General features: G+C 54.0%; 20 protein-coding genes and 1 tRNA gene. 7 read left to right on the top strand and 14 right to left on the bottom strand.

The genetic code is table 11. From position 1 onward, the window contains the following. Position 1: 1 nt before the first annotated feature. The 5 genes from rng to H616_RS0105605 form a co-directional block, all read right to left on the bottom strand. Positions 2-1,465, bottom strand: coding sequence for a ribonuclease G (gene rng / locus H616_RS0105625; protein WP_027966483.1), 1,464 nt, complete (start codon positions 1,463-1,465; stop codon positions 2-4). Positions 1,466-1,528: 63 nt separating this feature from the next. Continuing rightward, entirely contained in the window at positions 1,529-2,125 is a 597-nt protein-coding gene (locus H616_RS0105620) for a Maf family protein (protein WP_027966482.1), read from the bottom strand. A gap of 17 nt (positions 2,126-2,142) precedes the next feature. Next, a complete protein-coding gene (mreD, locus tag H616_RS0105615; protein ID WP_027966481.1) occupies positions 2,143-2,631 on the bottom strand; it encodes a rod shape-determining protein MreD in 489 nt (162 codons plus the stop codon). Then, entirely contained in the window at positions 2,619-3,509 is an 891-nt protein-coding gene (mreC, locus tag H616_RS0105610) for a rod shape-determining protein MreC (protein ID WP_051234134.1), read from the bottom strand. Before mreC ends, mreD begins: the two co-directional genes overlap by 13 nt. 86 nt (positions 3,510-3,595) lie before the next feature. After that, positions 3,596-4,633, bottom strand: a complete 1,038-nt coding sequence (locus tag H616_RS0105605) for a rod shape-determining protein (protein ID WP_027966479.1) — start codon at positions 4,631-4,633, stop codon at positions 3,596-3,598. A 200-nt stretch (positions 4,634-4,833) separates the two neighbouring features. Here H616_RS0105605 and gatC point away from each other — a divergent pair, with 200 nt between their 5' ends. Genes gatC through gatB form a run of 3 tightly spaced genes read left to right on the top strand, consistent with a single transcriptional unit; the run spans position 4,834 to position 8,097 of the window. Further along, positions 4,834-5,121 (top strand): Asp-tRNA(Asn)/Glu-tRNA(Gln) amidotransferase subunit GatC, encoded by a 288-nt coding sequence (gene gatC / locus H616_RS0105600; protein WP_027966478.1) that lies wholly within the window; start codon positions 4,834-4,836, stop codon positions 5,119-5,121. Positions 5,122-5,170: 49 nt separating this feature from the next. Then, entirely contained in the window at positions 5,171-6,631 is a 1,461-nt protein-coding gene (gene gatA, locus H616_RS0105595) for an Asp-tRNA(Asn)/Glu-tRNA(Gln) amidotransferase subunit GatA (protein WP_027966477.1), read from the top strand. Next, positions 6,631-8,097 carry an Asp-tRNA(Asn)/Glu-tRNA(Gln) amidotransferase subunit GatB gene (gene gatB / locus H616_RS0105590; protein WP_027966476.1) on the top strand — a complete coding sequence of 489 codons (1,467 nt, stop codon included), beginning with the start codon at positions 6,631-6,633 and terminating at the stop codon, positions 8,095-8,097. Before gatA ends, gatB begins: the two co-directional genes overlap by 1 nt. Positions 8,098-8,206: 109 nt before the next feature. Here the strand turns inward: gatB and cysN are convergent, their stop codons facing one another. Further along, complete coding sequence (gene cysN, locus H616_RS0105585) at positions 8,207-9,670, bottom strand: sulfate adenylyltransferase subunit CysN (RefSeq protein ID WP_027966475.1); 1,464 nt, start codon at positions 9,668-9,670, stop codon at positions 8,207-8,209. Positions 9,671-9,681: 11 nt separating this feature from the next. Beyond that, the gene (gene cysD / locus H616_RS0105580; protein ID WP_084155740.1) at positions 9,682-10,653 is read right to left on the bottom strand and encodes a sulfate adenylyltransferase subunit CysD; all 972 of its coding nucleotides are present in this window, start codon (positions 10,651-10,653) and stop codon (positions 9,682-9,684) included. Positions 10,654-10,893: 240 nt separating this feature from the next. On the opposite strand from cysD, the gene H616_RS0105575 reads away from it, so the two are divergent. Further along, positions 10,894-11,295, top strand: coding sequence for an oleate hydratase (locus H616_RS0105575; protein WP_027966473.1), 402 nt, complete (start codon positions 10,894-10,896; stop codon positions 11,293-11,295). Between the two features lie 17 nt (positions 11,296-11,312). On the opposite strand, the gene H616_RS0105570 is transcribed toward H616_RS0105575, so the two are convergent. The 4 genes from H616_RS0105570 to H616_RS0105555 all read right to left on the bottom strand — a co-directional run bounded on the left by H616_RS0105570 (position 11,313) and on the right by H616_RS0105555 (position 14,024). Next, complete coding sequence (locus H616_RS0105570) at positions 11,313-12,056, bottom strand: metallophosphoesterase (RefSeq protein ID WP_027966472.1); 744 nt, start codon at positions 12,054-12,056, stop codon at positions 11,313-11,315. Then, positions 12,056-12,544, bottom strand: a complete 489-nt coding sequence (locus H616_RS0105565) for a DUF1249 domain-containing protein (RefSeq protein ID WP_027966471.1) — start codon at positions 12,542-12,544, stop codon at positions 12,056-12,058. Before H616_RS0105565 ends, H616_RS0105570 begins: the two co-directional genes overlap by 1 nt. A gap of 1 nt (position 12,545) precedes the next feature. Beyond that, positions 12,546-13,193, bottom strand: coding sequence for an NUDIX domain-containing protein (locus H616_RS0105560; RefSeq protein WP_027966470.1), 648 nt, complete (start codon positions 13,191-13,193; stop codon positions 12,546-12,548). 93 nt (positions 13,194-13,286) lie between these two features. Then, complete coding sequence (locus H616_RS0105555) at positions 13,287-14,024, bottom strand: tetratricopeptide repeat protein (RefSeq protein ID WP_240470538.1); 738 nt, start codon at positions 14,022-14,024, stop codon at positions 13,287-13,289. 157 nt (positions 14,025-14,181) lie between these two features. Here H616_RS0105555 and greB point away from each other — a divergent pair, with 157 nt between their 5' ends. Further along, the gene (greB, locus tag H616_RS0105550) at positions 14,182-14,721 is read left to right on the top strand and encodes a transcription elongation factor GreB (protein ID WP_084155737.1); all 540 of its coding nucleotides are present in this window, start codon (positions 14,182-14,184) and stop codon (positions 14,719-14,721) included. 102 nt (positions 14,722-14,823) lie between these two features. Here greB and H616_RS0105545 read toward each other — a convergent pair whose 3' ends face one another. Together H616_RS0105545 and H616_RS0105540 are read right to left on the bottom strand one after the other, a co-directional pair. Next, on the bottom strand, positions 14,824-15,837 hold the full coding sequence (locus tag H616_RS0105545) for a methyltransferase (protein ID WP_027966467.1): 1,014 nt from the start codon (positions 15,835-15,837) through the stop codon (positions 14,824-14,826). 11 nt (positions 15,838-15,848) lie between these two features. Then, a complete protein-coding gene (locus H616_RS0105540; protein ID WP_156906427.1) occupies positions 15,849-16,643 on the bottom strand; it encodes a methyltransferase domain-containing protein in 795 nt (264 codons plus the stop codon). Between the two features lie 109 nt (positions 16,644-16,752). On the opposite strand from H616_RS0105540, the gene H616_RS0105535 reads away from it, so the two are divergent. Both H616_RS0105535 and H616_RS0105530 read left to right on the top strand, forming a co-directional pair. Continuing rightward, positions 16,753-16,829, top strand: a tRNA-Arg gene (locus H616_RS0105535). Between the two features lie 480 nt (positions 16,830-17,309). After that, positions 17,310-17,594, top strand: a complete 285-nt coding sequence (locus H616_RS0105530; protein WP_027966465.1) for a hypothetical protein — start codon at positions 17,310-17,312, stop codon at positions 17,592-17,594. A gap of 324 nt (positions 17,595-17,918) precedes the next feature. Here H616_RS0105530 and H616_RS15545 read toward each other — a convergent pair. Then, positions 17,919-19,739: YadA-like family protein (locus tag H616_RS15545; RefSeq protein ID WP_027966464.1), on the bottom strand; the 1,821-nt coding region annotated here is incomplete at its 5' end.

Genomic DNA, 19,739 nt, shown 5'->3' with positions numbered 1-19,739 from the left:
GTTACATCAGTACAATATCGTACTGCTCCTGAGAGTAGTGGGCCTCAACCTGAAAACGTATGGGCTTACCAATAAATTCTTCCAGATCAGCTACCGCGGCAGACTCTTCATCCAGCAAACGGTCAACAACCGCTTGAGACGCCAGCACCACGTAAGTTTCAGCACTGTAGGCCCGCTCTTCGCGTAAAATCTCACGAAATATTTCATAGCACACCGACTCTGGCGTTTTTAACGAACCTCGCCCCTGGCACGACGGGCAAGCCTCACATAACGTCTGCTCAAGACTCTCTCGCGTTCGTTTACGTGTAACTTGCACCAGACCCAGCTCAGTAAACCCGGTGCTTTTCGTTTTGGCATGATCCCGCTCTAGCGATTTATCTAACACACGAAGCACTTGCCGCTGATGCTCAATATCACTCATATCGATGAAATCGATAATGATGATGCCGCCAAGATTTCTCAGCTGTAGCTGCCGAGCAATCGCCGTGGCTGCCTCCAGATTAGTTTTGAAAATGGTTTCTTCAAGGTTACGGTGCCCCACATAACCACCGGTATTAACATCAATGGTGGTCATCGCTTCAGTCGGGTCGATAACCAAGTAGCCGCCTGACTTCAATTGAACCTTGCGCCCTAGTGCCTTTTGGATTTCATCTTCAACACTGAACAGATCAAATATCGGACGCTCCCCAGAATAATGCTCAATACGCCCAACGGCTGCTGGCATGAACTCTTCAGCAAATTTAACCAATTTGATGTAATTTTCGCGTGAATCAATCCGCACTTTTTCAATACCATCGCGCATCACGTCACGCAGGGTACGGATAAACAACGGCAAATCATCATAGATAACACTGGGTGCTGCTGCCGTAACCTTGCGCTCACTGATCTTACGCCACAGCCGTAGTAAGAAATGCATATCACTGGAAATTTCTTCCAGGCTAACGCCTTCAGCAGCGGTTCGCACAATAAACCCACCACTAACATCAATGCTCTGCTCTGCACTCGCCGCATCCACTAACTGACGTAGCCGCTCTCGCTCTGCTTCATCTTCGATACGTTGAGAAACACCGTTGTTGGGCGAGTCTGGCATATACACCAGATAACGAGAAGGTACCGACAAGTGAGTGGTCAGGCGTGCACCTTTTGAACCGATTGCGTCCTTACTCGCCTGCACAACCAGCGCTTGCCCTTCGTGCAGCAGGTAAGAAATAGAGCTTTGTTCATCGCTGAGTGCGCCTTGCGGAGCGACCTCCTGAGCGTGAATGAATGCCGCACGATCAAGGCCAATATCAACAAAGGCCGCCTGCATACCAGGCAGAACGCGTACTACACGGCCTTTGTAAATATTGCCAACAATGCCGCGCCGCCAGGACCGCTCAATCAAAGCTTCCTGCAGCACACCATTTTCGACCACCGCAACGCGAGTCTCCATGGGCGTCAGATTGATGAGTACTTCACCACTCATGCAGCATTCCTTGTCCAGAACAAATGAAAACCATTATGGCATAGCTTGCTGCAATGCCCATGCCTATGCCCATAACGCAACACCTTGATGTGACAATAGCTGAGCCGTTTCAAACAGTGGTAACCCCACAACCGCCGAATAACTCCCCTCCAAGTGGGAAACAAACAGCGCACCACGCCCCTGAATGGCAAAGCCCCCGGCTTTGTCCCGCGGCTCTCCCGTCGCCCAGTACGAGGAGATTTCATCATCAGCAAGCTGCCGCAAGGTGATGTGTGTCGTCACGCTTAGCGACAGCAAACCCTGCGGCCCACTGACAGCCACACCGGTAATCACCTGGTGCCGCCGTCCCGACAACTGGCGCAGCATCCAAGCCCCTTCAGCCTGGTCACGCGGCTTGCCAAAAATCTGTTCGTCGCAAACAACTACCGTATCGGCTCCCAGCACTGGCAGCAACGCTTCTTCACCGGCTACCCTTCTATTGGTTGATACAGCCGCTACCTTGGCCTCAGCCAAGCGCACAACCAATGCGTCAGGAGACTCATCCGGCCATGGCGTCTCGTCGATATCCGCCACATGAGTGATAACATCCAGCCCTATCGAAGCCAGTAGTTCCAAGCGGCGCGGGGAGGCCGAAGCCAGACACAGTCGAGGGCCACTCATGTCACCTCCAAGAAAATTTAGGCGTTACCAGGCAAGCGGCGCAAAGCCCGCATCAGCGTTGATAACCAAGGCCACAGCAGAGCACTAATTAGCGACGGCAAGAGAAAAGAAAGGTGTATTGAAAAAGGGCCGACCAAGGTACGCAGCCATTGCTCCAACAGCTGAACAGTACCCAGTAGAACCAGTATCATGATGGCTTGCTGCAGCATGGAGTAATGGCGGAAACGTGAGTAAATCAGCGCAGCAAGAAAAGCCAGTAGCGACAGCAGCAACGCACTCTGCCCCAGTGGGGCGCCCTCAATCAGGTCGAGCAAGACGCCTAACACAAACCCGTGGAATACTCCGACTCGGTCCGGTGCCTGCATACACCAGTAAACCAACATTAAGCCCAGCCAGTCAGGCCGCCAGATCTGCCACTCATCGGCCAGCGGCATCACTTGTAAGCAAAGTGCCAAAAACAAACTGAACCAAATGCCTACCATGCCAAGTGCACTTACTCTTGCCATTCAGCGGCCTCCTGAATCAGCCGGTTCAGCTCAAGCGCTGCGTCCAGTGCTTCTGGAGACAACATCTCCGCCCAGCCACCGCGCCCTGGCACAGCCGACTTCTCTGGCGGAAATAACAACATGAAGTGCCGTGAGCGCTGCAGCTTGGCAACAGGAGCGGCAATAACTTGAGCAAAAGGTTGCCCTGGGTCATGAGTCACGCTCGTTACCCGGGCCACTGGATAGCCAGACGGAAAGCGTCCAGCCATCCCCGAGGTCATCAGCAGGTCGCCCTGACGAACATCATCCGTGTTCGACACATGCAGCAACGATAACTCACCATACTGCCCAGTACCCTGAATAATGAAGCGCAGACCATTTCGGTTAACCTGCACAGGCAGCGCATGGCTGGCATCGCTTACCAATAGCATGCGGCTGGCATAGGTTGACACATCGGTCACTTGGCCGACTAGCCCGCTAGCATCCATGACCGGCTGGCCTGGGTAAACACCATCGCGGCGTCCACGGTCGATAACCATGCGGTGAGTATAGGGGTCTGGGTCCAGCGATAAGAGTTCAGCGGTGATATAAGCAATATCGGCCTCGGGCGAGGCATCGAGCAACTCACGCAAACGAATGTTCTCAGCCATCAGGCTATTCATGCGCTGCACACGGTGCGAAAGCCCTAGCACCTGCTCGCGTAGCTGGCGGTTTTCTTCCAGCAGGCGGCGCTGGTCAGAAAGCGCCAGCGTGGCCCAGTCCAGCACACTACTGGGTAAGCTGACAAGCCACTGAATGGGCGCCACCACGGTTGTCAATCGCTCACGAAAATCTTCCATGCGGGAGTAGCGCAGATCGCCAAACATCAGTAATGAGGCGATCAGCACACACAACAGCATACGGTACAGCGGAAGCGAGTCGTGGGTGAACAACGGCTTGATAGCGCTTTCTCCCCTTGGCGCTGATGTCTAGCGAACGGTAATAATCAGTCGCTGGACAACAAATCGAAAGCGTTCTGACCAATCAACTCTAGCGCCTTACCACCGCCACGGGCGACACAGGTCAACGGATCATCAGCCACCACCACCGGCAGGCCAGTTTCCTCGGCAATCAGCTTGTCCAAGTCACGCAACAATGCACCACCGCCGGTCAACACCAGCCCACGCTCGGCGATATCAGAAGCAAGTTCTGGCGGCGCCTGTTCCAATGTATTTTTGACCGCAGCAAGAATGGCACTCAGCGATTCTTGTAAAGCATCGAGAATCTCATGAGAGTTCAGCGTAAAGCTACGCGGAATCCCTTCGGCCAGATTGCGTCCGCGAACATCAATTTCACGCAGCTCACTCCCCGGATAGGCACTACCCACTTCTTCCTTGATGCGCTCAGCCGTGGCTTCACCAATCAAGCTGCCATAGTGGCGACGCACATAAGAAATGATGGCTTCATCAAAGCGATCGCCACCAACGCGTATCGACTGCGAATAGACCACGCCGTTGAGCGAGATAATAGCAATCTCGCTGGTACCACCGCCGATATCCAGCACCATCGAGCCTTGAGGTTCGCCGACTGGCAACCCCGCGCCAATTGCAGCAGCCATCGGCTCAACGATCAGCGACACTTCTCGGGCGCCAGCATGCTCTGCCGACTCTTTGATAGCGCGGCGCTCAACCTGTGTGGCCATACCCGGCACACACACCAGCACACGAGGACTGGGCGTCAACAACGTGCTCTGATGCACTTTGCGGATAAAATACTGGAGCATTTGCTCTGTGGCGGTAAAGTTGGCAATTACGCCATCTTTCATCGGACGAATCGCAGTGATATTGCCCGGCGTACGCCCCAGCATGCGCTTTGCTTCAATACCTACGGCGGCTACGCTGGTCGAATTACGATCTTGACGAATCGCCACGACAGACGGCTCATCTAGCACAATACCGCGCCCACGCACGTATATCAGCGTGTTCGCTGTCCCCAGGTCGATCGCCAGATCGCTGGAAAACAGCCCCCTCAAACGTTTGAACATGAAGTCGCTACCTAGTGCTGACAGAGAACCCTATTTCGATGCGAACGGTACCACCGCACCCCTCTTACGGCAAGCCAGATACCTCGCAAAGATGCGTCAGGTCTCTGCCAGAAAGCCCTTAGATATGATAGATTCTAGCGCCTTTGCATTATCTCGTTCTGTATTATTTCATTTTCCTTACCCATCGAGGACATCCGATCATGGCGCTTGAGCAAACAGACGTTCTTCGGGCGGCTCACTTGGCCCGGCTTGGCCTAAGCGAAAGCGAAACTAGCGGCTATGTTGATGATCTGGCGCGTATTCTTGACATGGTCGACCAGCTGCAAAGCTTAAACACTGATGGCATAGCACCCATGGCGCACCCGCTGGATGCCACGCAGCCACTGCGCGCCGACGATGTCAGCGAAAGCGATCAGCGCGAACAGCTACAGCAGTGCGCACCCGCTGTCGAAGATGGCCTTTATCTGGTCCCTCGGGTCGTCGAATAACAATGGCTTACGCCAACGTTACAGGACCCCATCACGGAGCCCCGAGCCCATGCATGACAAGACTCTGACCGAGATCGCCGCCGACCTTACGGCAGGCAAATATTCCAGCCACGAGCTGACCGAGCACTTACTTAAGCGTATTGAGCGCCTCGACCCATCACTCAATAGCTTTATCAGCGTGACCGGTGATAACGCGCGCCATAGCGCACAGCAGGCCGATACAGCCCGAGCCGCTGGCACTGCAGGCCAGCTGGCCGGTTTGCCCATCGCCCTCAAGGACAATATCTGCACGCAAGGTACGAAGACTAGCTGCGGATCTCGCATGCTAGACAACTTCATTTCGCCCTATGATGCCACCATTGTTCAACATCTCAATGCAGCAGGCACCGTCAATCTGGGCAAAACCAACCTTGACGAATTCGCCATGGGCTCATCCAGCGAGTCAAGTTTCTATGGGCCGGTAAAAAACCCTTGGGATCTAACCGCTGTGCCCGGCGGAAGCTCCGGTGGCAGTGCTGCAGCCGTGGCGGCTGGCTTGATTCCCGCCGCACTGGGCAGCGATACGGGAGGCTCAATCCGCCAGCCCGCAGCTTTCTGCGGTATTACTGGCCTTAAACCGACATATGGCCGCGTCTCGCGCTACGGCATCATTGCTTATGCATCAAGCTTTGATCAGGTCGGCCCAATGGCGCGCACTGCCGCAGACTGCGCCTTGTTGATGAATGCCATTGCCGGCCATGACTCGCGCGACTCCACCAGCGTCACCCGTCAGGTTCCTGACTACAGCGCCGAACTGGACAAGCCACTTCGCGGCCTCAAAATCGGACTGCCGAAAGAGTATTTTGGCGAAGGCCTGTCGGCTGAAGTAGAAAGCGCTGTACGTGAAGCAGTACGCGTTTATGAGTCACTGGGGGCCAGCGTCATCGACGTTAGCCTGCCACACACTCACTACGCGGTTCCCACGTACTATGTGATTGCCTCAGCCGAAGCCTCTGCCAACCTGTCACGCTATGACGGTGTACGCTTCGGGCATCGCTGCCAAAGCCCGGCCGACCTCGAAGACCTTTACAAGCGCAGCCGTGGTGAAGGTTTCGGCAGCGAGGTAAAACGACGCATTCTGATCGGTACCCACACCTTGTCTGAAGGCTTCTTTGATGCCTACTTTACCAAGGCTCAGCGGGTGCGCCGACTGATCCAGCAAGACTTCATCGACGCGTTCAAGGAGGTCGATGTACTGATGGGTCCCACCTCGCCGACTCCAGCGTTTGACCTAGGGGCACACATGGACCCAGTGGCCATGTACCTGCAGGACGTCTATACCATTCCCTGCAACCTGGCCGGCATCACAGCCATGAGCGTACCTGCCGGCTTTGATGGCGAGCGCCCCATTGGCCTACAGCTGCTTGGCGCACACTTTTCTGAGGCTCAGCTACTCAACGTGGCTCACCAGTTCCAGCAGGCGACCGACTGGCACCTGCGCCGTCCCGCTTTTGCCGAGGAGACCATCTGATGCAATGGGAAACCGTGATTGGCCTAGAAGTGCATGTCCAACTGGCCACCCAGTCTAAGATATTCTCTGGCTCATCTACTGACTTTGGTGCCGAGCCTAACTCCCAGGCCAGTGCCGTTGACCTGGCCATGCCTGGCACCTTGCCGGTGCTTAACGAACAAGCCGTCAGCATGGCTGTTCAATTTGGCTTGGGCATCAATGCAGAAATTCCTGAAGTTTCGGTATTTGATCGTAAGAACTACTTCTACCCAGACCTCCCCAAGGGCTACCAGACCAGCCAGATGTACTACCCCATTGTCGGGCCGGGCGAGGTCGAAATCAGCCTTGATGATGGCAGCACTCAGCGTATTCGCGTGCACCATGCTCACCTTGAAGAAGATGCCGGTAAATCACTGCACGAAGACTATCATGGCATGACCGGCATCGACCTGAACCGTGCTGGCACGCCACTGCTGGAAATCGTCTCTGAGCCAGACATGCGCAACGCCAAACAGGCCGTTGCCTATCTTCGTGCTATCCACGCGATTGTTACCTATTTAGGCATTTCTGATGGCAACATGGCCGAAGGCTCCATGCGCTGCGATGTTAATGTGTCAGTGCGTCCTAAAGGACAAGCCGAATTTGGCACTCGCGCCGAAATTAAAAACGTCAACTCGTTTCGCTTCGTGGAACGCGCGATTGCCTATGAGGTAGAACGCCAGATCGAACTGATCGAAGATGGTGGCAAAGTCGTTCAGGAAACTCGCCTGTATGACCCCGACGCTGACGAAACGCGTAGCATGCGCACCAAGGAAGAGGCCAACGATTATCGCTACTTCCCCTGCCCCGACTTACTGCCCATCGTACTTGACCCTACCTATGTAGAGCAGCTTCGCGATGCGCTACCCGAGTTGCCCGCCGAAAAACGAGCACGCTTCGAAAGTGCATTAGGGCTGTCTGCCTATGATGCGGGTGTGCTTTCAGCCAACCGTGCTACCGCAGACTTCTTCGAAGAGGTTATGGCAATTTGCGGCGATGCGAAGCAAGCTGCCAACTGGGTGCAAGGCGAGCTATCTGGCGCACTGAACCGTGAGGGCTTAAGCATTGAAAACAGCCCTGTATCGGCTCAGCAGCTGGGGGGGTTGCTGGTGCGTGTAATAGACGACACCATTAATGGCAAAGCGGCCAAGCAAGTCTTCCAGGCCATGTGGAATGGCGAGGGTGATTCAGCCAACAATAGCGCTGATGCCATCATTGACGCTCGTGGTCTCAAGCAGGTCACCGACACAGGCGCCATTGAGGCGATGATCGACCAGGTCATCAGCGACAGTCCCGCTCAAGTCGCCCAGTACCGCGATGCAGAGCCAGACAAGCGCGGAAAGATGATTGGCTACTTCGTCGGCCAAACAATGAAAGCCTCTCGCGGAACCGCCAACCCGCAGCAAGTTAATACGTTGCTCAAGCAGAAGCTCGACGCCCTGTGTTAACACCGTTCAGCTGACACCAAAAAAGTCAGCCGAGTACCGCTGAGTGCACAACTGAAACAGCCCAGAGCCTATAAAGCTCTGGGCTGTTTACTAACAACATCAACATAGTTTATTTAAGCAAATCACGAACATCCTTCGCTTGCCAGTGCGGAAAGTAGCGCCGTACGAGTGCATTCAGCTCAATTTCAAATCCCACCCAATCGACTGCCTCAACACTCTGTCTCTGCGGCTGCTCAGCGGCGCTGTTAGCGTCACGGATATAACGAACCATGCCAGCACCCACAGTACGATTAGTCAGCCGGTCGACAAGAATGAAACCACCCGTGCCTGGGCTATGCCCGTAACAGTCCACAGCAACATCACGAGTTAGCGCCACGCGGCAACGCGCAATACTGTTCAACGCAAGGTGCTCTGCGGGTAACTGCTCAAGGCGGTTGACGTCTACCTGGTAAACGATGTCCGTTACCTGGCCCGATGCGCTCTGATTACCCAACACAATATCTATCGCCCTGCCCGGCTCCAGCAGCGTCTCACTCATCCACACAATATCAGCGTCAAAGCGTGAAGCCATAGTGACCTGATCTTGCTCAGCGACAATCCAGTCACCACGTGAAATATCCAGCTCATCATCAAGGGTGACCGTGACGGCCTGCCCCGGATAAGCCGCATCCAGATCGCCATCAAACGTAATAATACGTGCGACACGTGAGATATGGCCTGACGGCAAGACACGAATACGCTGACCTGGCGTTAACACCCCGGCAGCCAAGGTGCCACAATAGCCGCGAAACTCATGATGCGGACGATTGACGTACTGCACGGGTAGGCGCAGATCTCGCAAGTTCTGGTCATGCTCAACTGTCACGCTTTCCAGAGTCGTCAACAGCGTTGGCCCAGGCAGGCCATTTTCATCTCGATACCAGTCCATCCGTTCGCTACGGCTGACCACGTTATCGCCTTTTAGCGCGGATAGCGGCACAAAGCGAATATCACTGGCACTAAGCTTCTCAGAAAGCTCCTGATACTCATCGACAATTTCGCGAAAACGCGACTCAGAGTAATCAACCAAGTCCATCTTGTTGACCGCTACCACCAGGTGCTGGATACCCAACAGATCACAGATGAAGCTATGACGACGGGTTTGGTTCTGCACACCATGACGTGCATCAACCAAAATAATCGCCAATCCCGCATTAGATGCCCCCGTGGCCATATTGCGAGTGTATTGTTCATGGCCTGGCGTATCTGCAATGATGAACTTACGCCGCTCAGTAGAGAAAAAACGGTAGGCGACATCAATAGTAATGCCTTGCTCACGCTCAGACTGTAAACCATCCACCAACAGCGCCAGGTCGACATCCTCACCGGTAGTGCCACTAGTCTTGGAAGCCTGTGTAACTGCCGCCAGCTGATCCTCAAAAATGCCTTTCGAATCGTGCAATAACCGCCCAATCAAGGTGGACTTACCGTCATCGACATTGCCGCAGGTAATGAACCGCAACAAATCCTTGCTTTCATGCTCACGGAGGTACTGTTCAATATCCTCAGCGACACGTGTTGATTGGTGTGACATGGTGCTGCCCCTCAGAAATAGCCTTCGCGTTTTTTCTTCTCCATCGAACCCGCACCATCATGATCAATGGCACGGCCGCTGCGCTCACTGGTCCGGGTCAACAGCATCTCTTGGATAATTTCGGGCAGCGTCTGCGCTCGAGACGCTACCGCACCCGTCAGCGGATAACAGCCCAGCGTACGGAAGCGCACCCACTTTTCTTCCGGCACCTCGCCGTCATGTAACGGAAAACGCTCATCATCGACCATGATGTCAAGACCATCACGCTGTACTACCGGCCGAGGTGCGGCGTAGTATAGCGGCACAATAGGAATGGACTCCAGGTAGATGTACTGCCAAATATCTAACTCAGTCCAATTCGACAAGGGAAACACGCGTATCGACTCGCCTTTATTGATCCGCGTGTTATAAAAATTCCATAACTCTGGGCGCTGAGACTTCGGTTCCCAGTGATGGTGTTTGTCACGGAAAGAAAATACTCGCTCTTTGGCACGGCTGGCCTCCTCGTCACGCCGAGCACCACCAAAGGCGGCATCGAAGCCGTGCTTATCCAGCGCCTGCTTGAGCCCAGCGGTTTTCATCACATCGGTATACTTGGCGCTACCATGATCAAAAGGATTGATACCTGCGGCCACGCCCTCCTGATTGATGTGTTCAATCAACTCCATTCCGGTCTCCGCCACCATGCGGTCGCGAAACGCAATCATCTCGCGGAATTTCCAGGTGGTATTCACATGCATCAGCGGAAATGGCGGCACACCAGGATAAAATGCTTTACGCGCCAAATGCAGCATCACCGCAGAATCCTTGCCCACGGAATACAGCATCACCGGATTGCTGAACTGAGCAGCCACCTCACGGATGATGTGAATAGACTCAGCCTCAAGCTGTTTGAGGTGAGTCATTCGATGTGGCCTGACGGCAACCTCATCAGCAGTAGCGGCCTGATTATCGGCTTGCCTGGCAACGTGCAGGGTGGTCATGACCCAAATACCTCGCATCGCAGAAAAAGTGACAGTAATGACACGAGGCTAGCAAACCCAAATAATTCCATAAAAGAATCAATAAATCTCTTTTGATTCGATAATAATCTATAAGCCCGCACCAGCCGGACTTTCCTTGTGTGCGTCACACCGTGGAAACATGAACTATCTGTAAAATAATTGGACATACTCTCTGTGGGTAGTCAACGTAACTTGTCGACGATGACCGAGGAGGTCCAGGTGACTAAGACCAATACAGGCGCTACTTCGTTTGCTGCTTTGAGAGCCCACCTCGACGCGTCAAAAACACAAAAGCTGAACGTAACACCTGATGCATCAACGCAGCACCTTCACAATGGACGCGATACGTTACTGCCGCCTGCGGACCTTCACGGCACGTATGTCAATCACCGGCCTCTTCCCACAGAGGGTGTCGAAAAACGTCATGCTTTTATCGTTGGTAGTGGAATTGCGGGCCTTTCCGCTGCATTTTTTCTGATCCGTGATGGCCACATGCCGGCCGAAAACATCACTATTCTTGAGGGAATGAAGGTCGATGGCGGTGCATTGGATGGCACCGGCAATGCCGAGGATTCATGGGGTATAGTTCAGCCGACTTGCCATCTCATGCGGCCATGTTGAGAGCACGAAAGCGCCAATCACGCGGACAGATCAACCCTTTCTACCCAACTAACAAAGCTGTCATCGCTAAGGTCAATCACTCGAAACCCAGGTTGAGAAACATCATCGACAGCAAAAATATTGCTGCCGGGTAGGAACTGATCACTGGTTGAGGGCGTACCGTATACCGGAATCGCACCATGGCATGTGCCGAGCTCACCGAAAAAGGCCTGATGTATGTGGCCACAAACAATCCCGCGCACTTGTAAGTGCCCGCACAACATCTCAGACAAAGCCGCGCGGTCAACCAACCCCAGTTCATCCATCCATGCCGAGCCAACATCTAGTGGAGGGTGATGCAGAAAAAGCAGCACTGGGCGCTCAGCATCCTCAGCCAGCTTTGCACTCAACGCAGCCAGCTCAGCCTCCCCGAGCCGACCTCGAGCCTGGCCGGACCAGTGCGTATCGGCTAACAACAAGCGCCAGTGTTTCACTGCAATCTCACCAGGCAACGGCCGTATTGACGCCATAAGATTAGGTAAATCATGATTACCTGCGAGCCAGTGCCACGGGCAACCCAGTGTCGACAGTGCCTGCTCTGCCAGCGCATAAGATTCAATACTATGGTCCTGGCTGATATCGCCGCTGACAATCACCATATCGGGGTGCAGCTGTGCTGCACGAGCGACGACCAGTTCAAGCTGAGGAAACGCGACACCTGTACGACAACGTGCTTGAGGGTCTGCGTGAAGATGACAGTCTGTAATCTGGATAACACGCATCAACGCAGCTCCGAGAGAGCCAGTGCATGCCCATGGGCTAAACCATGATTTAACCACTCGCCGAGAAAACGATTAAGCTGCAGTTTTTCATCAGGCTGGCGCATATGCGCATTTGGATAGCGATAGCGCCCATCAAAATGACGCTGACGCTGAAAGTCGGTTACCTCAGCCATACGTGCGTCATGGTACAAATGTACCTGCATTCGTGGCGATGACATCACGTGTTCCAACGCACTACGATCACGAGACGCCTCTAACGAGCCGCGCTCCTGAGTGTCAGACTGGAAAACTCGCACAACGGTGGTATAAGGAGCCCGCTCTTGCACTTTCAGACACAGGAAACCCAGCGAACGGCCATGACTGATTAACTCAAATTCACGGCGTTCACCTGCTTCAGCATCACCCAGCAAGCGCACTAGCCGCACATAATTAGCAGCACATTCGCCCTGCAGCGTTTTAAGATCTGTCACATAAGCGCGCCGACTCACCTTACCTCCCAGCCCGTAATGATGCCCGCTCGGCATTTAACCAAAGTAGACTAATCAAACACATAGCATTATCAAGACGCCCTGCATGCAGTAACTCCATAACCCGAGCAAAGGGAACCACATGAACACGGATGTCTTCATGCTCCTCAGCCAGCCCATGAACACCGCCCAGCCCGCGGCTATCCACCAAGCCACACAATAGCGTGACCTCTTCATCACAGGCACCAGGGCTGGGATAATAACGATGAAGCGTAAATAGCTCACCAATATCACAGCCGGCCTCTTCCTGCGCCTCACGACGCGCTACATCTTCAACACTCTCGCCCGGCTCAGCAAGCCCAGCAACAATTTCCAGTTTCCAAGGAGACGCCTCATCCCCCAAAGCGCCTGGACGAAACTGCTCTACCAACACCACTGCGTCGCGCTGTACATCATACAGCAACACACCAACTGCATCGTGTCGGCAATGCACCTCGCGCGACATGACGTGACTCCAACCGCCCTCGAACAGGCGGTGGCGCAGCTCAATTTTCTCTAGACGAAAAAAGCCCTGATATAGGCAGTGCCGAGCAACTATTTCAACATCATCTGCATTAAATGATGGCTGACCCGTTGCATCAGCGGCGAACATCGCTTCGATTTCTGACATAGGGGCTCCGCTCTCAGGCAAGTTCAGCCGAAATTAGCCGAGCCCCATTATCGACACAGCAACGCGATGTCGCCAGTCTTAACAAGTACTACATTAACCACCCAGCTTCTGGCGCAGCACCCTGGCTTTGTTTTTCAGTGCCTTATCAGAGGCCTGACGGTCTGCTCTTGGCGCTCCCTGCTCAGCACGGCGAGCATGCTCAATGGCCTCGGCGTTACGGCCTTCTTCTGCCAAAAACGCCGCATAGTAATAATTAACGTCCATTCCATCAGGGCGAATTTCCAGCGCCCGCTGGAACATCTGTTCAGCCGTTTCGCTATCGCCAAACGCCACTGGCCAGCCTGGGGCACGATCATAGAGAGCCCCGAGGGTGACATAAGCTGAACCTGCATGACCATCAGCATCAATCTCTACGGCACGCTCCAATACGTTACGGGCATGCTTGGCCGCTCCAAGTGCATCAAGGCCACCCACTTCACGAGCTAGCGATGCCTGAACGATGCCATCAACAATTAACAGGTCGCTATTAGCTGGGTTTGCCTCTACCAAGGCGGACGCCTCTGCTGCCAGCGACTCCAGCGCCTGCTCACGATCCTTTCTGTCCATGGCGGTGGTGATATGCTCCCAACGGCTCAGCAGCTCAGAAGAGGAAGCGTCCCACGACTGTGCCAGCACCAGTGGCGACAGCGCCAATGCTAAAACCAGCGCACTAGAGAGCAATAACCGCTGAGGCTTGGTCTTAGCCGCTGTTTTAAAAGAATGCCTAGAAAAAGGTTTGAGAAAGACGTGACAAGTCGCTTTAGAGCCGAGACTGGAACGAATATTAGCCATGATGTTGTCCTTTTATGATTGTCATCGTTGGTTGCCAACATTCAATGTAACGAACGTTTGAATGAATCGCCAACAACAATATCAACACGACTGGGTGCAGCCTTCGCCATGCGTTACCATCTAGGCTTTATATCACCGCCAAACAGAGCAGGTATTTATGAAAGGCCGCAATATGACCCGCTGGCGTGACCCTGCTAAAGATCCGCGCCAGGAGCCCAAAAGCAACCTGATTACCGCTGAAGGCGCTGCCCGTATGCGCGGCATTCTTGAGCACCTGTCACGCGTTAAACGCCCTGCATTATCGGCCAGGGTTGGCGAAGCCGCCGCGCTTGGCGACCGCAGTGAAAACGCCGATTACACCTATAACAAAAAAGAGCTGCACCGTGTCATCGCGCGTATTCGCTACTTGACCACGCGGCTGGATGAACTCCACATTATTGATCGGCTGCCTGCAGATACCGAGCGCGTCTTCTTCGGTGCTTTTGTTACCTTGGAAGACGAAAGCGGTGAGGAAATGCGCTTACGCATCGTCGGCCACGATGAAACAGACACCAGCAAACACTGGATTAGTGTAGATGCACCACTAGCCAAAGCACTACTTGGCAAACGCCTTGATGACGAAACCATCGTCGCAGCCCCAGGCGGGGGAAAAGCCTGGCTGATTACCGACATTAACTATCAGATACCGAATGCCTAAACAAAGAGCGCCTAACAGCGCCCGTTGCGCAGCACGCTAGCCGCCCTTACAGGTCTCGGCGTCACCTGAGCTTTGCGAAACCAGCAGAAGTGGCGCGGGTCGTCAGCGCCGTATGGCACGATACACTCTATAACGTCGATCATCGGCCAGTATCTCAACGTCGCCAAAGGCTTCGCTCAGCAGTCTCGGCCACGGCAAAAAAGCATTAGCCACCAATATTAGAGAGCCACCTGAGCGAAGGTGCATTGGCGCGTCACGAATCAGGCGACTCGCTGGCCCATGGTCAATACTTCGCTCCTGGTGGAACGGCGGGTTACTGACAATCACATCAAAGCGGCGCTCACCAAGTGACGAGTAAACATCTCCTGCCAGCACCTCGCCATCAAGCCCATTGGCGGCCAGACTACGCCGAGTGGCTTCTACTGCAAAGCCATTAACGTCAACTGCACACACGCGATGCCCGCGCTTGGCCAGCCAAGTCGCAATAATACCGTCGCCACAGCCCATATCGAGCACATCACAACCTTTAGACGTTACCTCAACCAACTCGTTAGGCAAGTGAGCCAACAACATGCGCGTGCCGTCATCCAGCTTTCCGTGACCAAATACACCTGGGTGGCTGGCCAGTGTCAGGCCCTCAGCGTCGAAATGCTTCCAGACGGCATCAGGCTCCAACGCCACCCGCTCCAGAGCAGAACCGAACAAACTGCAGCGGCGTGCGTTATCCAACCGCTGACACCCCAGCCCCAGCGCCGCCAGTACTTTGAGCACCCGTTTAATACCACCTTGGTTCTCGCCTACTACCTGTAACGGCGTGCCTGGTTTGAGGTGGGCACATAACCACAGTAACCACCACTCACCCAACGCATGAGCCTTGGGCCAGAACACCACCACACCAGGCGGAGCCAATACTGACTCACCAAGCGTTTTGTTCAGCGGTGAAGCTGTTTTCCGCCCTCGCTCACGCCACGCATTCAGTATGGCTTCATCGGCACTGAGCAAAATATTTTGACCCTGCTCCAGCCACGCGTCCTGAGGGGGGGCAACCCACAACCAGCCATGGTAGCCCGCTGGCTGACGCTCAAGTAACTGGCACACGGGTGTTTCGGCACTCATTCAGTACACTCCTAACGAGAAATAGCGGGTCGTTCAAAGGTATACAGCAGGTAGCGCCCCAAGCGCCAATGAGGGTCTACTCGGCAGTAGCGCCACTCGATTTCCAGCAGGTCCTCGTGGTCCTGCTGAGTTTCCGTCGGGCGACGTAGGTAATCGTGAAAAATACGGACTCCCGCTACAGCAGTAAGCGTCAAACCACAGGCCTCGCCCCACTGAGAAATATCCGCATGAGTGAGCGGAGAAATTGGTGTCAGTCGTTGACGCAATCCACGCCCTGCTAGACGGTCATCCAGCACCTTGCGCAAATTCCCCTTTACCGCATTAGAAAAACGCAGCGCATCGCGATTAAACACCATCAGCGATAACTGCCCGCCCGGGGCCACCAGACTCGCCAGCATCTCAAGCGCCGCCTGCGGATCAGCCATCCACTCCAACACCGCATGACAGAAAACCAGGGGCCAGGGGCCAGGGGCCATATCACCCAACGCCTGCAACGGCTGCTGATAAAAAGTTACCGGAAAAGCGGCCAGGTGCTCACGAGCCAAAGCCAGCATCTCACCAGACGGCTCGCTCAAGGTTACCGCGTGGCCACGACTCGCCAGCCATTCGCTGACTTGTCCAAGCCCAGCCCCAACGTCAAGCACCGGCTGCCCATGCAGGTCCAGCATTTCCGGCAGCAACCGGTTAAGCAAGTCCAACCTTAGCTGCCCGCGCGGGCCTCCATACAGACTGGTAGCAAACTTTTCGGCAAGACCGTCAAAATGACGATCACCTGCCGAGGAAAGCGGACTGACAGGGGCTGACATATAGCGCATCCATCACAGGAAAAAGCACATTCTACCTGTCTTCGATGTATTCTCCGACCCGTTACGGGTTTAACTTGATAGCCCAGCGCCTTATAATGCCGCCCATTGCGCCCCCATAGCTCAGCTGGATAGAGCGTCCCCCTCCTAAGGGGAAGGTCTCAGGTTCGAATCCTGATGGGGGTGCCAATAAACCTTAAGGCTTATCCATCTTTCCTTTCTCGTTAAATCACGTCAACGTCAACCATGTTGGAAAGTCACTTTCCTGTGGCCAACCTGCCTGCAACGCTCAACCACCAACAAGCATCTTTTGTTGCTATAACGCGACATAACATCGCAAGAATTAAACAAAGTTAACCTCTCTTCTCTGCACACCTCTGGCCATATGAAACTTACAGAGATAAACTTCAAGCATAAGAGCTGTGATGTTTTTGTCAGATCAAACAGAGCTGTAGCAAGTTCCTCTTTAATCAAAAAGCTTCGTAAAAATACTGAGGTAATAACAGCATGAACCACACACTAAAATTAACGACCTTACTTATTGGCGCCCCTCTTCTTCTGACCGGTTGTCTCTCTGATTATCCTCAGTTTCAAACGGTAGACCAGACAAAACTGTGTGTCGCCTCTACAGACCAAGAAGCCATGGAATGTCCAGAAGGAGAGCTTTTCATGGCGCGCCTTTTGGAACCCAACCCGCAGCTCCGAGCATTTAATGCGCTAAATACTGCGGCACTTTATTGTGATACCAATCATCAGATCTTTGAAAACTCAGCCGGCGTGATGTGCGTAATGACACATGACCGGATCGAGCTACTAACAGGCACCAGCTCGGATGCCCAGGGCATGGAGTCAACCCAACAAGAAGCAGTAACCTCTCAGGAACCCAGCGAGCCTGAAACACCTGAAGCAGAACCCGCTCAGGAAGGTGAGCAGCAAGAAACACAGGCGCAGTAAAAAGCCATTAGCTTCTGGTCACACCTCGCTAATACAGCAACACAAGTGCCCGCATCACCCTGAATTGCTGGGATGATGCGGGCACTTTCTATCGCTTAGGCAATTCCTCATTTCTCTTCTTACCTTCCTTACCCTCTCTGCCACCTGAAGCTCAATCTACCCATACCACACCTATAAAACTGGGCCGAAAGACACTCATGTCTTATCGGCCCAGCGTGGGTATTACTTGAACGCACCTTTACGACTTAACGCGAATCAGCCAGTTGGCCCCGGGCGCTTTACTAGAAAACAGTTCAGCGCCTGAGGCCGCCAGGGCCTAAAGGTTTAGTCGATCACCCCTGAAATACCTAGGCTAATTGTGGCACCAGCTCGTGAGCCAGCAGCACCTGCTGTAAGACTCCAGCGACCGTTATCAGCCGTGCGACGCAGGTTGACACCTACTGCACTCTCACCGCCATGATAACCACCACCCACATGGTAAGTGAATTTGCCTGGAACATAAGGCGCATTCCCCATCGCGGCTACCCCAGCAATACCCGCGTTTGCATCACGCTCAACTTCATCGATGCGGTTATGCACACCATTAATCTCATTAACAAAGCGCTGATTAAGGTTCTGCAATTGCCCCACGTTAGCGGCATCTGTTGGCGCAGTACCGGCGGCAACATTATGAATTTGAGCAGCATCTCCTCCTTTATTCAGAGTCACAGAGCCATAGTTAACACTACCATCTGCGTTACGGTCGTAATTAACCGCCCCCGCTTGAACAGACTTCAGCTGGCGTACGTTAACCGCATCAGTATTCTGAGTACCACCAGCCACATTCGTGATCTGACGCTCACCGCCTTTGCTGCCCACGGAAACCGCACCCTGAGTAGACGCCACGGAGGTGTTCGAGAAGGCTTCTTTCTTACCGTTCATCCCTTCACGGTCAGCGACAGAGCCTGCACCCAGCGCCACGCTACCCTCGGTCTTGGAGATGGCTCCATTACCAGCGGCGACGCTGTTATTACCCTGGGCGACACTCTGTGGCCCCATTGCCACGCTTTCCTGCCCGACAGGGCGCGCATCAGCAGCTTTGGAGTTGGCCTTGAAGTATTTGCTACTCCCCGCCTCGATATTGGTGATCTGGTTCTGCATCTCCCAGAGCTGACTACCATTGACAGCATCGGTACTGGTTTCAGAGAGATCACCCTTGCCTACACCAGCAATCTTGGTGTTACCGTCGCCATCAACGTTATCCTTATCGATGGTCACAGAGCCCACATCAACCTTATCAAACTCGACCTGGTCAGCTGTAGCAACTTCGTAGACGGTCTGACCATCAGCACCGATCGACTCAGTTACCGACATGTTCTTCCCTTCGACAACCTCAGTTTTTGCAGCCGCAACGTTTTTGTTGATATCACCAGCAACTTGCTGAAGGTCACCAACGTTAACGGCGTTGTTCAGGTCGTCACCGGTAATCTCATCATACGCCTTACCGCCAAGACCACTACCCACGTTGGTGATCTGCTTACCACCCGCATCAATGCCGCTCCGGGTAATACTTGGGCCACCAGTAATGGTCAAGCCACCGCTGTTGATAAGCGTGTCACCCATCATCACACTGCCGCTGTTGCCCAAGTCAAGGTTCCTGGCCAGCTTGACCTCCAAGGTATCATCACCGTTGGCTACCACACCGATATTACCCTCGGTGAGCTTGGTCTCATCCTCCTCGCCACCCGTCAGATTGACGGTCTCACCCAGCTTGCGCTCTACATTGGTGCCGGTGTCGCCAGCAAAGGTCAGCGGGTTGTTGGCAATTCCCGCCACCGAGTTGTCAACGTACTTCTTGTTGGTGATGTGATCGTCCTTGTTGATCGGACCGGTGTACTCAACACTGTTGTCGGCGTTGACAGTGAAGTTGTCTCCCAGCTTAGTCACGCCACCCACACTCAGATCGTTGTTGATCGTGGTGTTAGTGAACTCAACATCATCAGCGGTGGCCACGTTAATACCGCCCTTACCATCATCACTGAGCTCGATGTTCTTGCCCGATACGAAGTTGGCCTTGTTATCGCCCTTGGTCAGGGTTTTAACATCGGTGCCATCCACCTGAGTCACCACTTCCTGCAAGGCAGAGTCGGCCAGGTCCAGCTTGTC

It is taken from the genome of Halomonas halocynthiae DSM 14573 (assembly GCF_000425725.1).
GTDB lineage: Bacteria > Pseudomonadota > Gammaproteobacteria > Pseudomonadales > Halomonadaceae > Halomonas > Halomonas halocynthiae.
This window is presented reverse-complemented; position numbering and strand designations above follow the sequence as displayed.